The sequence below is a fragment of the Streptomyces sp. NPDC004065 genome (assembly GCF_044903565.1).
In the GTDB taxonomy this organism is placed as follows: domain Bacteria; phylum Actinomycetota; class Actinomycetes; order Streptomycetales; family Streptomycetaceae; genus Streptomyces.
On record NZ_JBJDQT010000011.1, the window covers coordinates 57,313 to 72,278 of the forward strand.

The 14,966-nt window shown below is 72.3% G+C and carries 11 protein-coding genes; 6 read left to right on the plus strand and 5 right to left on the minus strand.

The genetic code is table 11. The annotated features are described in order from the left end of the window. Positions 1 to 28: 28 nt before the first annotated feature. The 3 genes from ACI2LW_RS14585 to panB all read right to left on the minus strand — a co-directional run bounded on the left by ACI2LW_RS14585 (position 29) and on the right by panB (position 3,051). Complete coding sequence (locus ACI2LW_RS14585; RefSeq protein ID WP_404731526.1) at positions 29 to 850, minus strand: ABC transporter permease; 822 nt, start codon at positions 848 to 850, stop codon at positions 29 to 31. Beyond that, positions 847 to 1,872 (minus strand): ATP-binding cassette domain-containing protein, encoded by a 1,026-nt coding sequence (locus tag ACI2LW_RS14590; protein ID WP_404731527.1) that lies wholly within the window; start codon positions 1,870 to 1,872, stop codon positions 847 to 849. Before ACI2LW_RS14590 ends, ACI2LW_RS14585 begins: the two co-directional genes overlap by 4 nt. 312 nt (positions 1,873 to 2,184) lie before the next feature. Next, positions 2,185 to 3,051, minus strand: a complete 867-nt coding sequence (panB, locus tag ACI2LW_RS14595) for a 3-methyl-2-oxobutanoate hydroxymethyltransferase (RefSeq protein WP_404731528.1) — start codon at positions 3,049 to 3,051, stop codon at positions 2,185 to 2,187. A gap of 207 nt (positions 3,052 to 3,258) precedes the next feature. Between panB and ACI2LW_RS14600 the strand changes: the two genes are divergently transcribed. The 6 genes from ACI2LW_RS14600 (at position 3,259) to ACI2LW_RS14625 (ending at position 10,446) form a co-directional block, all read left to right on the plus strand. After that, positions 3,259 to 4,848: an MFS transporter gene (locus ACI2LW_RS14600; RefSeq protein ID WP_404731529.1), complete on the plus strand. Its 1,590-nt coding sequence runs from the start codon at positions 3,259 to 3,261 to the stop codon at positions 4,846 to 4,848. Between the two features lie 86 nt (positions 4,849 to 4,934). Further along, positions 4,935 to 5,579, plus strand: coding sequence for a TetR/AcrR family transcriptional regulator (locus tag ACI2LW_RS14605; RefSeq protein WP_404731530.1), 645 nt, complete (start codon positions 4,935 to 4,937; stop codon positions 5,577 to 5,579). Between the two features lie 177 nt (positions 5,580 to 5,756). Continuing rightward, positions 5,757 to 6,806 carry an endonuclease/exonuclease/phosphatase family protein gene (locus ACI2LW_RS14610; RefSeq protein WP_404731531.1) on the plus strand — a complete coding sequence of 350 codons (1,050 nt, stop codon included), beginning with the start codon at positions 5,757 to 5,759 and terminating at the stop codon, positions 6,804 to 6,806. Positions 6,807 to 6,899: 93 nt separating this feature from the next. Beyond that, a complete protein-coding gene (locus ACI2LW_RS14615; protein ID WP_404731532.1) occupies positions 6,900 to 8,138 on the plus strand; it encodes an MFS transporter in 1,239 nt (412 codons plus the stop codon). Positions 8,139 to 8,616: 478 nt separating this feature from the next. After that, a complete protein-coding gene (locus tag ACI2LW_RS14620) occupies positions 8,617 to 9,774 on the plus strand; it encodes an acyltransferase family protein (protein ID WP_404731533.1) in 1,158 nt (385 codons plus the stop codon). A 504-nt stretch (positions 9,775 to 10,278) separates the two neighbouring features. Beyond that, positions 10,279 to 10,446 (plus strand): hypothetical protein, encoded by a 168-nt coding sequence (locus ACI2LW_RS14625; protein ID WP_404731534.1) that lies wholly within the window; start codon positions 10,279 to 10,281, stop codon positions 10,444 to 10,446. A 156-nt stretch (positions 10,447 to 10,602) separates the two neighbouring features. Here ACI2LW_RS14625 and ACI2LW_RS14630 read toward each other — a convergent pair whose 3' ends face one another. Beyond that, positions 10,603 to 12,627: an NAD(+) synthase gene (locus ACI2LW_RS14630; protein ID WP_404731631.1), complete on the minus strand. Its 2,025-nt coding sequence runs from the start codon at positions 12,625 to 12,627 to the stop codon at positions 10,603 to 10,605. A gap of 288 nt (positions 12,628 to 12,915) precedes the next feature. Then, the gene (locus ACI2LW_RS14635) at positions 12,916 to 14,856 is read right to left on the minus strand and encodes a protease pro-enzyme activation domain-containing protein (RefSeq protein WP_404731535.1); all 1,941 of its coding nucleotides are present in this window, start codon (positions 14,854 to 14,856) and stop codon (positions 12,916 to 12,918) included. Positions 14,857 to 14,966: the final 110 nt, after the last annotated feature.

Below are 14,966 nucleotides of genomic sequence, written 5' to 3' on the forward strand. Positions count from 1 at the left end.
TGGTGCGGCCGCGGTGCGTGCCGTGCGGTCAGCTCTTGGTGCGGAACTTGTGGATCGCGACCGGCGCCATGACCGCGGTGATCGCCACCGACCAGGCGACGGTCACCCACAGGTCGTGCGCGACCGGCCCGCCCGTCATCAGCCCGCGGGCGGCGTCGGCGAGCGTGGACAGCGGGTTGTAGTCGGTGAAGTGCCGCAGCCAGCCGGGCATCGACTCGGTCGGCGCGAAGATCGACGAGCCGAACTGCAGCGGGAACAGCACCAGGAACCCCATCGCCTGCACCGACTGCGCGCTCTTCAGCACCACGCCCAGGGTGAGGAACACCCACATGATGGAGGAGGCGAACAGCGCGGACAGGCCCACGGTCGCGAAGAGCCCGCCCCAGTGGGTGATGTGGAAGCCGACGAGGACCGCGACGACCATCAGCACGGCGGTCGCGAACAGCATCCGCGCCAGCTCCACCGCGACCTTCGCGAACAGCACCGAGCCGCGCCCGATGGGCAGGGACCGGAAGCGGTCCATGACGCCGCTGTTGAAGTCCTGGCTGAAGCCGGTGCCCACCCCCTGCGACAGCGTCATGCTCATCATCGCCAGCATGCCGGGGATGACGTACTGCACATAGCGTTCCTGGCCGCCGCCGAGCGCCTGCCCGATGGAGCCGCCGAAGACGAACACGAAGAGCAGGGTGAAGACGATCGGCATCAGCAGCGCGTCGAACATCGACTCCGGGTCCTGCCGGATCCACAGCAGGTTGCGGCGGATCAGCGCACCGGTGTGCCGCAGGTGGCCGCGCAGGGTGATCCGGGCGTCGGTCTTGACGTCGGAGGCGGGCAGGGTGGCGGCGCTCATACGGCGACCTCCTTGAGGGAGTCGGCGAGGTCGGCGTCCTGCGGGGTACTGGCGCGGTGGCCGGTGAGGGACAGGAACACCTCGTCCAGGCTGGGCAGTTCGGTGGTGATGGCGGTGATCGTGATGCCGCGCGCGGTGACCGCGCCGACCACGGCGGTCAGCTGCTCGTCGCTGAGGACCGGCACCAGCAGGGAGCCGGTCTCGGTGTCCACGGTCGTCGGGGCCAGTCCGGTGATGCCGAGGTCGTCGAGCATCGCCGCCAGCGGGCGCAGCTCCGCCGGATCGGCCGGCCGGACCCGCAGGGTGCGCCCGCCGACCCGCGCCTTGAGCTCCTCGGTGCCGCCCCGCGCGATGACCTTGCCGCGGTCGATGACGGTCAGCTCGGAGGCGAGCTGCTCGGCCTCCTCCATGTACTGGGTGGTCAGCAGCACGGTGACCCCGTCCCCGACCATCGCCTTGACCTCGTCCCACACCTCGTTGCGGGTGCGCGGGTCGAGTCCGGTGGTGGGCTCGTCCAGGTAGAGCACGGCGGGCCGGCCGATCATGGAGGCGGCCAGGTCGAGCCGGCGCCGCATGCCGCCGGAGTAGGTGCTCGCCGGGCGGCGGGCGGCTTCGGTGAGGGAGAAGCGCTCCAGCAGTTCGTCGGCGCGGGCGCGGGCCTCCTTGCGGGGCAGGTCGAGCAGCCGGCCGATCATGTACAGGTTCTCCCAGCCGGGCAGCTTCTCGTCGACGGAGGCGTACTGGCCGGTGAGCCCGATGACCCGGCGCAGCTGCCGGGGCTGGCGTACGACGTCGTGGCCCGCGACCGTCGCGTGGCCGGCGTCGGGGGTGATCAGGGTGGACAGGATGCGTACGAGGGTGGTCTTGCCGGCGCCGTTCGGCCCGAGGACGCCCATCACGGTGCCCTCGCGCACGTCCAGGTCCACGCCGTCCAGCGCCTTGGTCTCGCCGTAGTGCTTGACCAGTCCCCGCACGGTCACGGCGTCGCGTCCGCCGCTGCGGTGGTTGTCGGTTCGCGTCATGGCAGTGACTGTGTCAGCCCCCACTGACAAAGCACCGACAGCCCGCCTGCGGACGCCCGTGAGCACCGACAGGGCACCGACAAGGCGCCGACAAAGGCGCCGACAAAGGCACGACAGAGCGCCGACAGTCCGTCTGCGGACGCCCGCCTGTGCCGGACGGGTCCGCGAAGGGGACCGCCCCGCCGATGGGGGAAGTCGGCGGGGCGGTCCAGGTGGTGCCGCTGTGGTCGGTGTGGTCGTACGGTCCGTGTGGTCGTACGGTCCGTGTCGTCGTACGGTCCGTGTGGTCGTGCGGTCGGTGTGCCGCCGCCGTCAGTGGACGGAGTGCTCCTCGGCCGGGAAGGTCCCGCCCACCACGTCCTCGGCGAACGCCTTGGCCGCGTCGCCCATGACGGTGCGCAGGTCGGCGTACTGCTTGACGAACTTCGGCACCCGCCCGCCGGTCAGCCCGAGCATGTCGGTCCACACCAGGACCTGCGCGTCGGTCTCGGGACCGGCGCCGATGCCGACGGTCGGGATGTGCAGCACGCGGGTGACCTCGGCGGCCAGTTCCGCCGGGACCAGCTCCAGCACCACCGCGAACGCGCCCGCGTCCTGCACGGCCTTGGCGTCGCGCAGCAGCTGGGCCGCCGCCTCCTCGCCGCGGCCCTGGACGCGGTAGCCCATGGCGTGGACGGACTGGGGGGTCAGGCCGATGTGGGCCATGACCGGGATGCCGGACTCCACCAGCAGCCGGATCTGCTCGTGGGAGCGCTCGCCGCCCTCCAGCTTCACCGCGCCGGCGCCCGCCTCCTTCACCAGCCGGGTCGCCGAGCGCAGCGCCTGCACCGGGCCCTCCTGGTAGGAACCGAAGGGGAGGTCGGCGACGATCAGGGCGCGGCTGGTGCCGCGCACCACGGCGGCCGACAGCATCGTCATCTGGTCGAGGGTGACGGGCACGGTCGTGTCGTACCCGAGGTGGCAGTTGCCGGCGGAGTCGCCGACGAGCATCACCGGGATGCCGGCCTCGTCGAAGACGGAGGCGGTCATCGCGTCGTAGGCGGTGAGCATGGGCCACTTCTCGCCGCGTTCCTTGGCGAGGGCGATGTCGCGGACCGTGATGCGGCGAGTGCCCTTGCCCCCGTACAGCGCCTTGCTGCCGTCGGAGGGCTTTGCGTGGGCAGCCGAAAGCTGCGTCATGGCAACGGCTCCTTCAGTCATCTCGAGGCGCCCTGACGGCGTCCCCGGATCGACTCCATGGTGGCACCTCGTGCCAGTCAGGGCCAGAGGGGTCCCCGTATGCGCGTCGTCTCGTATGCGCGTCGTCTCGTTCCCGGACGTAAGATTCGGGTAAAGGATTCCGATACGAGACGGTCTCGTATCGGAATTGGCCCTAGGCTCGGGGCCATGACTACTCCTGCCGCAGCCGCCCGCCGCATTCCGGAGGCGGTGCACCGCCGCCGCTGGGCGATCCTCGGCGTTCTGATGCTGAGCCTGCTGATCGTCGTTCTGGACAACTCGATCCTGAACGTCGCCATCAAGACCATCTCGACCCCCGCCCCCACCGGACTGGGCGCGACGCAGAGCGAGCTGGAGTGGGCGATCAACGCCTACACCCTCGTCTTCGCCGGCCTGCTGTTCACCGCCGGCCTCATCGGCGACCGGATCGGCCGGAAGAAGGTGCTGCTCGCCGGGCTCGTCGTGTTCGGCGCCGGCTCCGCGCTGGCCGCCGAGTCCGGCTCGCCCGCCCAGCTCATCGCCTTCCGGGCGCTGATGGCCCTCGGCGCCGCCTTCGTCATGCCGGCCACCCTGGCCGTCCTCATGAACGTCTTCGAGCGCGAGGAGCAGCCCAAGGCCATCGGCATCTGGGCCGGCGGCGTCGGCCTGGCCATCGCCATCGGACCGATCACCGGCGGTGTGCTGCTGGACCACTTCTGGTGGGGGTCGGTCTTCCTGATCAACGTGCCGATCGTGATCCTCGCCGTGGTGCTGATGGTCTGGCTGGTGCCCGACTCCCGCGACCCGAACCCCGGCCGGGTGGACCCCATCGGCGTGGTGCTGTCCGTCGTCGGCCTGATCCTGCTCGTCTACGGCATCATCAAGGGCGGCGAACTCGCCGACTTCACCGACACCACCGTGCTCGGGACCATCGTCGCCGGTCTGGTCGTCCTCGCCGCCTTCGTCGTCTTCGAGAAGCGCAGCGACCACCCGTCCCTGGACGTCAGCTACTTCAGGAACAAGGTCTTCTCGGCCGCCATGAGCGCCATCGCGCTGGTCTTCTTCGCGCTGATGGGCGTCACCTTCTTCTCGGTCTTCTACACCCAGAGCGTGCGCGGCTACTCGCCGCTGGAGTCCGGTCTGCTGATGCTGCCGCTGGCCGCCGCCCAGATGATCTTCGCGCCGCGGGCCCGGCTGGTCGTCGACCGCTTCGGCAACAAGGCCACCACCACGGCCGGCCTGGTCGTCATCGCCGCCACCCTGGCCTCCTTCGCCACCTTCGAGGCGGACACCCCGATCTGGCTGCTGGAGGTCATCTTCTTCCTGATGGGCGCCGGCATGGCCCACATCATGACGCCGACCAGCGTGGTCATCATGCAGGCCCTGCCCCGCGAGAAGGCCGGCTCCGCCTCGGCGCTGAGCAACACCTTCCGCCAGGTCGGCGGCGCCCTCGGCATCGCCGTCCTCGGCTCGGTGCTCTCCACCGCCTACCGCGACGGCATCGAGGGCAAGCTGGGCGCGGTCCCGGCCGGGCTGCGCGACACGGCCGGGGAGTCCATCGAGGCCACGCTCGGCGTCGCCGGCCGGCTCGGCCCGCGCGGCGAGGCGCTGATCGGCCCGGCCAACGACGCCTTCCTGCACGCCATGCACGTCACCGCGCTGTGCGGGACCGCGGTCGCGGTGCTGGGCGCCGTCGTGGTCGCCGTGTTCCTGCCCGGCAAGCCCCCGGCGGCCGGGGCGGGTGAGGAGGAACAGGAACTGGTGGCCGCGGTGGAGTAGTCACATCCGGACACCCACGGGGTGTGGCCGACGGGGGCGGGCCGACAGGGGGGAGAATCCTCCCGTACGACGAAAGGACGTCCCCAGTGAGCCTTGCCGACAGCCAAGCCGCTCCCGAGATCCCCGCGGCCCCCGGGACCCCCGCCCGGGGACGCCCGCGCAGCGAGGCGGTGGAGCGCGCCATCGTCGAGGGCGTGATGAAACTCCTGGAGGACGGCGTACCGCTCGCCGAGCTCTCCGTGGAGCGCATCGCGCGCACCGCGGGCGTCGGCAAGGCCACCATCTACCGCCGCTGGAGCGGCAAGGAGGAGCTCTTCGTCGACGTCGTGCGCGCCGCCGAGCCCGCCGACCCCGAACTGCCCGGCACCTCCATGCGCGACGACCTCGTGGCGATCCTGGAGCAGCTGCGCCGGCGGGGCCTGGTCAGCCGCTCCTCGGCCATCCTGCACAACGTCTACGCCCAGATGAAGAGCAGCCCGAAGATCTGGTGCGCCTACCACGCCACCGTGATCGAACCCCGGCGCAGGCTCCAGATCGAGATCCTGCGCCGGGGGCAGCGCAACGGCGAACTGCGCGACGACATCGACATCGAGGTGCTCAACGACCTCATCGTCGGGCCCATGCTGGTGCGCAGCGTCATGCGCCCCGAGGCCGACCTGCCCGAGGGGCTGGCGGAGCAGATCGTGGACGCGGTGCTCGACGGGCTACGGCCCGTCAGTTCCCGTGCCTAATGTGCGCGTTTCGTCACAGACCATGATCCAGGCGCGGTAACCGGAACTCACCGCCCCGACTCGCTCGTCCTCGTGCCCGTACGGCCGTCACGGGACGGCGGAACGGAGCCGGTCATCCCCTAGGGTCGTAGGACACGGGGGGCGAACGGTGTGCACGGCAGGCGGTGAGGCGACGGTATGGCGCAGCAGGCGTACAGGACGGAGACGGACGGCGGCGACCCGGGGCCCGAGCGCCCGGGAGCCCGGCCGCGGCGCCTGCTGAACCGCTTCTTCGGCGGCTGGCGCGGCGACCCGCGGATCTGGCGCCGGGGCACCGTCCTGGCCGCGCTCGCGGTCGTCCTCGCCCTGGTGATGCTGCTGCACTCGCACATCCCCAACCGCGTCGGCAACCTAGGCAGCCTCACGGAGACCTTCCTGCCGTGGTTCGGCCTGCTGATCCCGCTCCTGCTGGCCGCCGCCCTGGTGCGCAGGTCGGCGACCGCGCTGATCGCGGTGGTGCTGCCGGCCGTCGTGTGGCTGAACCTCTTCGGCGGGCTGGTCACCGACAAGACGGGCGGCGGCGGGGACCTGACGGTGGCCACGCACAACGTCAACGCCGACAACCCCGACCCGTCCGGCACCGCCCGGGACGTGGCGGCCGCCGGCGCCGACGTGCTGGCCCTGGAGGAGCTGAAGGCGTCCGCGGTGCCGGTCTACGAGAGCGCGCTGGCGCCGGCGTACAAGTACCACTCGGTGCAGGGCACGGTCGGGCTGTGGAGCAAGTACCCGCTGACCGACGTGCGTTCGGTCGGCATCCGGCTGGGCTGGACGCGCGCCCTGCGCGCCACCGTGGCGACCCCCGAGGGCCCCGTCGCGGTGTACGTCGCCCACATGCCCTCGGTACGGGTGAAGATGAACGCCGGGTTCACCGCGGCCCAGCGCGACCAGAGCGCCGACGCGCTCGGCGAGGCCATCGCCGGGGAACGGCTGCCGAGGGTCGTCCTGCTCGGCGATCTGAACGGCACCATGAACGACCGCTCGCTCAACGCCGTCACCTCCCAGATGCGCTCCACCCAGGGCGCGGCCGGCACCGGCTTCGGGTTCAGCTGGCCGGCGTCGTTCCCGATGGCGCGGATCGACCAGATCATGGTCAAGGGCGTCGAGCCGGTCAGCTCCTGGACCCTGCCGCGCACCGGCAGCGACCACCTCCCGGTGGCGGCCCGTGTGAAGATCGACACGTCCTCGTAACCCGCTGGAATACCGGGCCGGGGAGACTTTGTTCCGCAGTTGAACATAAACTGCCGGTACACGCCCCCTCCCCTCGAAAGGCTCAGACCCGCCATGCCTCTGGCCCTGCTCGCCCTAGCCGTCGGCGCCTTCGGCATCGGCACGACCGAGTTCGTGATGATGGGGCTGCTCCCCGACGTCGCGGACGACCTGGACGTCTCCATACCGACCGCCGGGCACCTGGTCTCCGCCTACGCCCTCGGCGTCGTGATCGGCGCACCGCTGCTGGCCGCGCTCACCGCACGGCTGTCCCGGCGGCACGTCCTGATCGGCCTGATGGGCCTGTTCGTCGCCGGCAACGCCCTGTCCGCCCTCGCCCCCGGCCACGAGTGGCTGCTGGCCGCCCGGTTCCTCAGCGGGCTGCCGCACGGCGCGTTCTTCGGGGTGGGCGCCGTCGTCGCGACCACCCTGGTGACGCCCGAGCGCAAGGCCCGCTCGGTGTCCCTGATGTTCCTCGGCCTCACCGTGGCCAACATCGCCGGCGTGCCCGCCGCCACCCTCATGGGCCAGCACCTCGGCTGGCGGGCCACCTTCCTCGGCGTGAGCGCGATCGGCCTGGTGGCCATCGCCTCCCTCGCCCTGCTGATCCCGCACGACCGCGCCCACGCCCCGGCGGGCGGCCTGCGCGGCGAACTCGCCGCCCTGCGCCCGCTGCCCGTGTGGCTGGCCCTGCTGACGACGGTCGCCGGCTTCGGCGCGCTGTTCGCCGCGTACAGCTACGTCACCCCGATGCTCACCGGCGCCGCCGGCTACGCCCCCGGCAGCGTGACCCTGCTGCTCGCCCTGTTCGGCGTGGGCGCCACCGCGGGCAACCTGCTGGGGGGCCGGCTCGCCGACCACTCGATGCGGGGCACGCTGTTCGGCGGCCTCGGGGCGCTGGCCCTGGTGCTGGCGGCCTTCCCCCTGCTGATGCGCGCCGAGTGGAGCGCGGCCCTCGCGGTCGCCCTGCTGGGCACGGCAGCGTTCGTCACGGGCTCCCCGCTCCAGCTGATGGTCATGGAAAAGGCGTCGGCGGCCCCCTCCCTGGCCTCGTCGGCCAACCAGGCCGCCTTCAACCTGGCCAACGCGGGTGGCGCCTGGATCGGCGGACTGGCGCTCGCCGCGGGGTACGGGGCGACGTCCCCGGCGGTCGCGGGCGCGGCGCTGGCGGTGGTGGGACTCGCGGTGGCGGCCCTGGCCGCGGCGGTGGACCGCCGCCGTTCCGCCCCGGCCCCGGCCCCGGCTCCGGCCCCGGGCCGCGAACGCGTCGTCGCCGCGCACGTGCCGGAGCACTCCTCGGCCCTGCACGGCTGAGGACGGCCGCCCGCACGGGGCGGTTCCGGAGGGCGGTTCCGGAGGGCGGTTCCGAAGGGCGGTCCCGGAGCGGACGGCGGTTGCCGCCGGCCGGGGTGTCCCGCTGGACCAGGGGTCCCGGCTGTGTTCGCGGACGCGTCCCTCGCCGCCTGGCCGGTTCCCGAGGGGATGTGCCCAAATGCCTGCATGGGTGCGGTTCCGGCCATCCTTGGCCGGATGACAACCACGTCGGCGCGTCTTTTGAGTCTTTGGGTCTGATGTCCCGTACCAGTCGCGGTGGGCGGCATCGTGTCGTCCGTCCCGCCGTCGGGGAACCGGGGCGCGGGCACGCGCACTGTGCGGGGGTCGCACGGTGTGCGGCGCCGTGCGCGTGCCGAGGCCGCGGCGTGCGGCGAACGCGGTGCCTGGGGGAAAGGGTCGAACGATGTCAGTGGATGCGAGTCGTCCGGTCAGCGGTTCTCATGACCTGGCCGCTCCGGTGGGTCAGGAAGCGACGGCGGGCGGTGCACCGGACCGGCGGCAGCTGGAGGGCCTGGACGGTCTGCGCGGCCTGGCGGCCCTGTACGTGGTCCTGTTCCACTGCTGGCTGTACACCTTCCCGGGATACCCCGACAGCTCGGCACCCCGGTGGCTGGAGGGCCTCATGTTCGGGCGCCTGGCCGTCGTCTTCTTCCTGGTGCTGTCCGGCTTCTCCCTGGCGGTCTCTCCGGCCCGTCACGGCTGGCGGTCGGGTGGCGCCGGCCGGTTTCTGCGCCGTCGCGCCTGGCGCATCCTGCCTCCGTACTGGGCAGCGCTCGCCATGAGCCTGGTCATTTCCCGGCTGGTCGTGCCGGCTTCGCACTCGGGGCCGCCCACCGGCACGTCGGTCCTGGTGTACGGCCTGGTCGCCCAGGACATGTTCACCGCCCCCACACCGAACGGCGCGTTCTGGTCGATCGGAGTGGAAGCGGAACTGTATCTCCTCTTCCCCCTTCTCCTCTTCGTCCGCCGACGCCTGGGCGCGGCGCTCCTCGTCGCGTGCGTGACGATTCCGGTGATCGGGCGCGGCCTGGCGGCGGCGAACGCTTCTCCCGTGGAAGGCGACAACTGGCTCGCTCCGCACCTGGCTCCCGTGTTCGTCGCGGGCCTGGCGGGCGCCGGGATCGTCACCGCCTCCGAGCGAGTCCGGCGCCTGCCGTGGGGGTGGTTCGCCGCCCTGGCCGCCCTGCCGGTCCTGGCGCTCGGCGCCGTACAAGGATCCGTCTGGACGGTGAAGCACTACTTCTGGATCGACCTCGCCGTCGCTCCTGCCATGGCCATGCTGCTCGCCGCGGTCGCCACCGGCCGGCCCGCCCTCCTCGTACGGCTCCTGACCGCGCGCCCCCTTCGCGGTCTCGGCGGCTTCTCGTACAGCCTCTACCTGATCCATCTCCCCGTCGTCATGACGGTGGTGCGCCGCGTGGCACCCCTCTTCGTCCCGCCGGGCCTGCCCGTGTTCTGGTGCGCGCTCGCCGTGGCCGTCCCGGTCTCGGTGCTCGGGGCCTGGCTCTTTTCCCGGGTCTTCGAGACGCCCTTCAAGCGGAACAGGTCATGGAGGTCCCTGATCGCGTCCCTGCCGCCCGGCCGCCGGCGCACCGGGTCCGGACTCCCCGGCTGACGACGGCGGTCGGGGGCGCGGCGCCGGCGGTGGCGGGACTCGCGGTGGCGGCCCCGGCCGCGGCGGTGGACCGCCGCGGAGAGGCCGCCCGTGCGGGCCGGGTCGTCGCCACCCACGTACCCGAGCAGTCCGGCGCCCCGCACCCCTGACCGAAGGGCTGTCCGCACGCCGGCGGGGGTGAACGTCCGCCGATCCGGCCGCCAGGCCGCGCGGCCGTCCTGCACTGCCGGCGTGACCGCTGCCCACGACTACGAGGACATGCACCACCTGGTGGACCGGCTCACCCCGACCCAGGTGCGACGGCTGCGCCTGCTCGTCAACCAGGACGAGGGAACTGTCCCAGGTCGCCCAGTCGCTGCCGGCGGTCGACGCGAACGAGGACGAAGATGCGGTCCCCGCCGGGCTGCTGGCCCTGATCGGCAGTGTGAACGGCCCGGAGGATCTGGCTGAACGGCACGACGACTACATGCGCGAGCGGATGCGCGAGCGTTTCGGCGACTCGGCGTGAGCGCCACGGTCCTCCGGTACGCCGACTTCCCGCTCGGCGGGGTCGACGCCTCGGTCATCGCGGTGGCCGAGCGCTTCGGCGTGGACCGGGTGGCCACCCTCGACCGGCGGCACTTCAGCGTCGTCAAGCCGGCCCATGTCCCCGCGCCGACCCTTGTGCCGTAGGCCGACCAGTGGCCCGACTCCGCGGCCGGCGCTGACGATCGGCGAGTTGCGACCCCGGGCGCCGCCCCCGTCCTCCCGCCGCCCGGGCCCGTCGCCGTCTCACTCAAGGGCTGAACCGAGGCCCCGCCCCCGGGGGGCGAGCCGGGCACGCTCCCGTCAGGACTCCGGGGTGTCGAAGCGGGCCAGGTCCCGCAGCCAGGCGCGGGCGTTGCCGTCGGAGGGCGCCCGCCAGTCGCCGCGGGGGGACAGCGAACCCCCCGCCGAGACCTTCGGGCCGTTCGGCATGGCCGAGCGCTTGAACTGCGCGAACGCGAAGAAGCGCTGGCAGAAGACCTCCAGCCAGTGCCGGATCTCCGGCAGGTCGTACGCCACCCGCTTGGCCTCGGGGAAGTTGGGCGGCCAGGCGCCGGCGTCCGCGTCGTGCCAGGCGTGCCAGGCCAGGAAGGCGATCTTGGAGGGGCGGAAGCCGTACCGCAGCACGTGGAACAGCGTGAAGTCGTGCAGCGCGTACGGACCGATCTTCGACTCCGTGGACTGCATCTCCTCGCCCGGCACCAGCTCCGGGCTGATCTCGGTGTCCAGGATCGCGGCGAGCGTCGCGCCGGTCTCCTCGTCGAACTGCCCGCTGGTGATGACCCAGCGGATCAGGTGCTGGATCAGGGTCTTGGGCACCCCGCTGTTGACGTTGTAGTGGCTCATCTGGTCGCCCACGCCGTACGTGGACCAGCCCAGCGCCAGCTCGGAGAGGTCGCCGGTGCCCAGCACGATGCCGCCGCGCTGGTTGGCCAGCCGGAACAGGTAGTCCGTGCGCAGCCCCGCCTGCACGTTCTCGAAGGTCACGTCGTACACCGGCTCGCCGGACGCGAACGGGTGGCCCAGCTCCCGCAGCATCAGCCGCGCGGTGGGCGTGATGTCCAGCTCGGCCGCGGTGACGCCGAGCGAGTTCATCAGCTTGTGGGCGTTGTCCTTGGTGTGGTCGCTGGTGGCGAAGCCGGGCAGGGTGAAGGCCAGGATGTCGCTGCGCGGCCGGCCCGCCCGGTCCATCGCGCGGGCGGCGACGATCAGCGCGTGCGTGGAGTCCAGGCCGCCGGACACCCCGATGACCACCTTGGGGCCGCCGATCGCCGCGAGCCGCTGCTGAAGGCCCGCGACCTGGATGTTGTACGCCTCGTAGCAGTCCTGGGCGAGCCGGTCGGCGTCGGCGGGCACGAACGGGAAGCGCTCCAGGCGGCGGCGCAGCCCCAGGTCGGTGTGCGGCGGGTCCAGCTCGAAGGAGACCGTGCGGAAGTCGCCGGTCCGCTCGCGGTGGGTGCGGCGGTTCTCGTCGAACGTGCCCATGCGCAGCCGCTCCTGCCGCAGCAGGTCGAGGTCCACGTCGGCCACGGCCCGTGTCTCGCCGAGCGGGAACCGCTCGGTCTCCGCCAGCAGCACGCCGTTCTCGTACACCATGGCCTGGCCGTCCCAGGACAGGTCCGTGGTCGACTCGCCGAGGCCGGCCGCCGCGTAGACGTAGGCGGCCAGACAGCGGGAGGACGCCGAACGGCACAGCAGCTTGCGGTCCTCGGCCCGCCCGACCGTGATCGGGCTGCCCGAGAGGTTGGCGAGGAGCGTCGCACCGGCGAGCGCCGCCTCCGCGCTGGGCGGCACCGGCACCCACATGTCCTCGCAGATCTCCGTGTGCAGCACCAGTCCGGGGACGTCGTCCGCCGCGAACAGCAGGTCCACGCCGAACGGCACGGACGCGCCGCCGACGCGGATCGTCCCGCCGCGCTCGTCGGCGCCGTCGCCGATCTGCCGGCGCTCGTAGAACTCGCGGTAGTTCGGCGGGTACGACTTGGGCACGACACCGAGGATCCGGCCGCGGTGCACGACCACCGCGCAGTTGTAGACGCGGTTGCGGTGCCGCAGCGGGGCGCCGACGACCAGGACGGGCAGCAGGTCCGCCGATCCGGCGACCACCTGGTCCAGCGCCGCCTCCACCTCGTCGAGCAGCGCGTCCTGCAGCAGCAGGTCCTCGATCGAGTAGCCGCACAGCCCCAGCTCCGGGAAGACCGCGACGGCCACCCCCTCCCCGGCGCACCCGCGCGCCTGGCGCAGGACCGCTTCGGCGTTGGCCGCCGGGTCCGCGATGACGGTGTGACCCGTGCAGGCGGCGACGCGGACGAAGCCGTGCTGATACATGGACCAGAAGTTCGACTGAGGCACGCGCCCAGTTTAATCGTCAGAGCGACGCGATGCGGGGGCGCGGGGTGTGCTCCGCCCCACGTGCGCGGCGGCACGGCCGCCGTGTGCGCGCGGCCGGGGGCCCGCCCCCCGCACGGCGAGCGGACCGGCGGCCCGCCCGTGCCGCCGTCCACCCCGCGCCCCGCCCGCCCCGCGCTTTGTGCACCCCGCGCCCCGCGCACGCACGGCGAAGGGGCGTGGGGTGAACCACCCCACGCCCCTCCTGGTGCCGTTGCCGGCGGTGCCTCAGTGGCGGCGGTACGACTGGACGTAGCCGTTCGCGGGCGAGCCCACGCCGGTGACGTCGTCGTAGCCCTTGACCGCCTTCAGCGAGCTGTCCTTGCCGAGGCTGCGGACGGAGACACTCAGGCCGTCGGCGGCGTCGAAGCCGTTGACGAAGTCCACGCGGGCCACCGCGAGGTCCTTGCCGGTCGGCCTGTCCACCACGTCGTGGTAGATCTTCGTGCCGTACTTGCCGTAGATGGCCGGGTTGGCGAAGCCGATCGCCTTGCCGCCCGCGGCCTGCTGGGCGAGGGCCTGGACGGCCGCGATGACCGGCGCGGCCAGCGAGGTGCCGCCGATGCGGTACTCGCTGTAGCGCTGGGTGCCGTCCGGGAAGGTCTGCGTCTGGCCGACCTTGAAACCGGTGTTGGGGTCGGCGATCGCCGCGATGTCGGGCACCACGCGGTTGCCGGCGGCGTTGTTGGCCGTGGCCAGCGCCTTGGGCACCACGTTCCGCTGGTAGAACGGCTGCGGCACGGTCCTGCTGGTGCCGCCGCCCGCGCCCGAGGTGAACGCGCCCGGGAAGCCGGTCCAGCTCTTGCCGTCCGCGGACAGCGTGGCCTTCTCGGTGCCCCAGCCGGTCTCCCACAGGTACGTGTCGCCCTTGCCGACCGCCAGCGAGGTGCCGCCGACGGCGGTCACCCACGCCGAGTTGGCCGGGGTGTCGACCTGCTTCGTGCCGGTGTTGGCGACCTCGTCGCCGTTGTCGCCGGAGGAGAAGTAGAAGCCGATGCCCTCGACCGCGCCGAACTGGAACACCTGGTCGTAGGCGGCCGCGAGGTCCGGCGTCTGGTTGGCCTCGATGTCGCCCCAGGAGTTGGAGACGATGTCGGCGAGGTGGTTGTCGACGATCTTGCTCAGCGAGTCGAGCAGGTCGTCGTCGTAGCAGGAGGCGCCGCCCACGTACGTGACGCTCGCGTCCGGCGCGACCGCGTGCACGGCCTCGACGTCGAGGGTCTCCTCGCCGTACCAGCCGGCGGCCCCGCACTCCTCGGTCCGCGTGTAGTTCTTCGGCAGCACCTGCCGCAGCTGACCGGTCTTCCAGGCCTGGTCGCCGTGCTTCTTGGCGTAGGTCTGCGCGTCGAAGGCGATGGTCGGCGAGGCGTACGCGTCCGTGATGGCGATGCGCACGCCCTTGCCGGTGTAGCCGCCCGCGCCGTAGGCGGCACGCAGCTGCTTGCCGGTGTAGCCCTGGACGGCGTACGGCACCTTGTGGCCGTAGGCGGACGGCAGCGTGCTCGCGATGTTCGAGCCGTGGTACGAGGAGAACGGCCCGGAGTTCCTGAACACCGCGTCCGGCGGCGGCAGTTGATCCTTGTGGCTCGCCTTGTGCGGGGCGTTGTCCAGGCCGGTGACGGTCAGGACGGCGCCCTTGAGGGCCGCCGGCACGGTGGCCGCCTTCGCCGGCGCGCGGTAGGTCCTGGCGCCCTTGGTGAAGTTGTGCAGCTGGGTGCCGAACGCCTTCTCGGCGGCGGCGACGTCACCGCTGACCGCGATGTAGTGCGGGGTGACGGAGGTGACCTTCAGACCGGCCGACTTCAGCCAGGACTTGACGGCGGCCACCTGGGCCTTGGTCGCGCCGAAGCGCCGCTGCGCCTGCTGGGCGCCGAGGAACTTGCCGTACGAGGCCGAGGACGGGTCGGAGACCGCCCTGGCGTACGCGGCGAGGCCGGCGGCGTCGCGGCCGGCCAGGTAGACCCGCGCGTCGACCTTGGCGCTGTCGGAGGTGGCCCCCTTGTCCGCCTTGGCCGTCGCCCACACGGGCTTGGTGCCCGCGAGCGCGTTGCGCCCCGGGGTGTCCGCGGCGTGCGCCGCGGGTATGCCGAGCGCCAGCGCACCGGCGAGCATCGGAAGCGTCGCCGCCATGCTCACTCCGGCGCGCGCGATGGCGCGGTTGGATCTCATAGAACCCCCTGCGATGCGGTTCCGTTCGGAACGCAATGAGTGGTTGGGCCTCGTGTGATCCGCGTAGAGCCGCGGCGGTTCGGCCCGGGAATGGATCACGCGATCGGGGG

Bases quoted from the DNA above. Each gene is read 5' to 3' on its own strand.
- ACI2LW_RS14630 (WP_404731631.1), bottom strand. From the start codon at position 12,627: ATGTATCAGCACGGCTTCGTCCGCGTCGCCGCCTGCACGGGTCACACC.
- panB (WP_404731528.1), bottom strand. From the start codon at position 3,051: ATGACGCAGCTTTCGGCTGCCCACGCAAAGCCCTCCGACGGCAGCAAG.
- ACI2LW_RS14610 (WP_404731531.1), top strand. From the start codon at position 5,757: ATGGCGCAGCAGGCGTACAGGACGGAGACGGACGGCGGCGACCCGGGG.
- ACI2LW_RS14590 (WP_404731527.1), bottom strand. From the start codon at position 1,872: ATGACGCGAACCGACAACCACCGCAGCGGCGGACGCGACGCCGTGACC.
- ACI2LW_RS14635 (WP_404731535.1), bottom strand. From the start codon at position 14,856: ATGAGATCCAACCGCGCCATCGCGCGCGCCGGAGTGAGCATGGCGGCG.
- ACI2LW_RS14585 (WP_404731526.1), bottom strand. From the start codon at position 850: ATGAGCGCCGCCACCCTGCCCGCCTCCGACGTCAAGACCGACGCCCGG.
- ACI2LW_RS14600 (WP_404731529.1), top strand. From the start codon at position 3,259: ATGACTACTCCTGCCGCAGCCGCCCGCCGCATTCCGGAGGCGGTGCAC.
- ACI2LW_RS14615 (WP_404731532.1), top strand. From the start codon at position 6,900: ATGCCTCTGGCCCTGCTCGCCCTAGCCGTCGGCGCCTTCGGCATCGGC.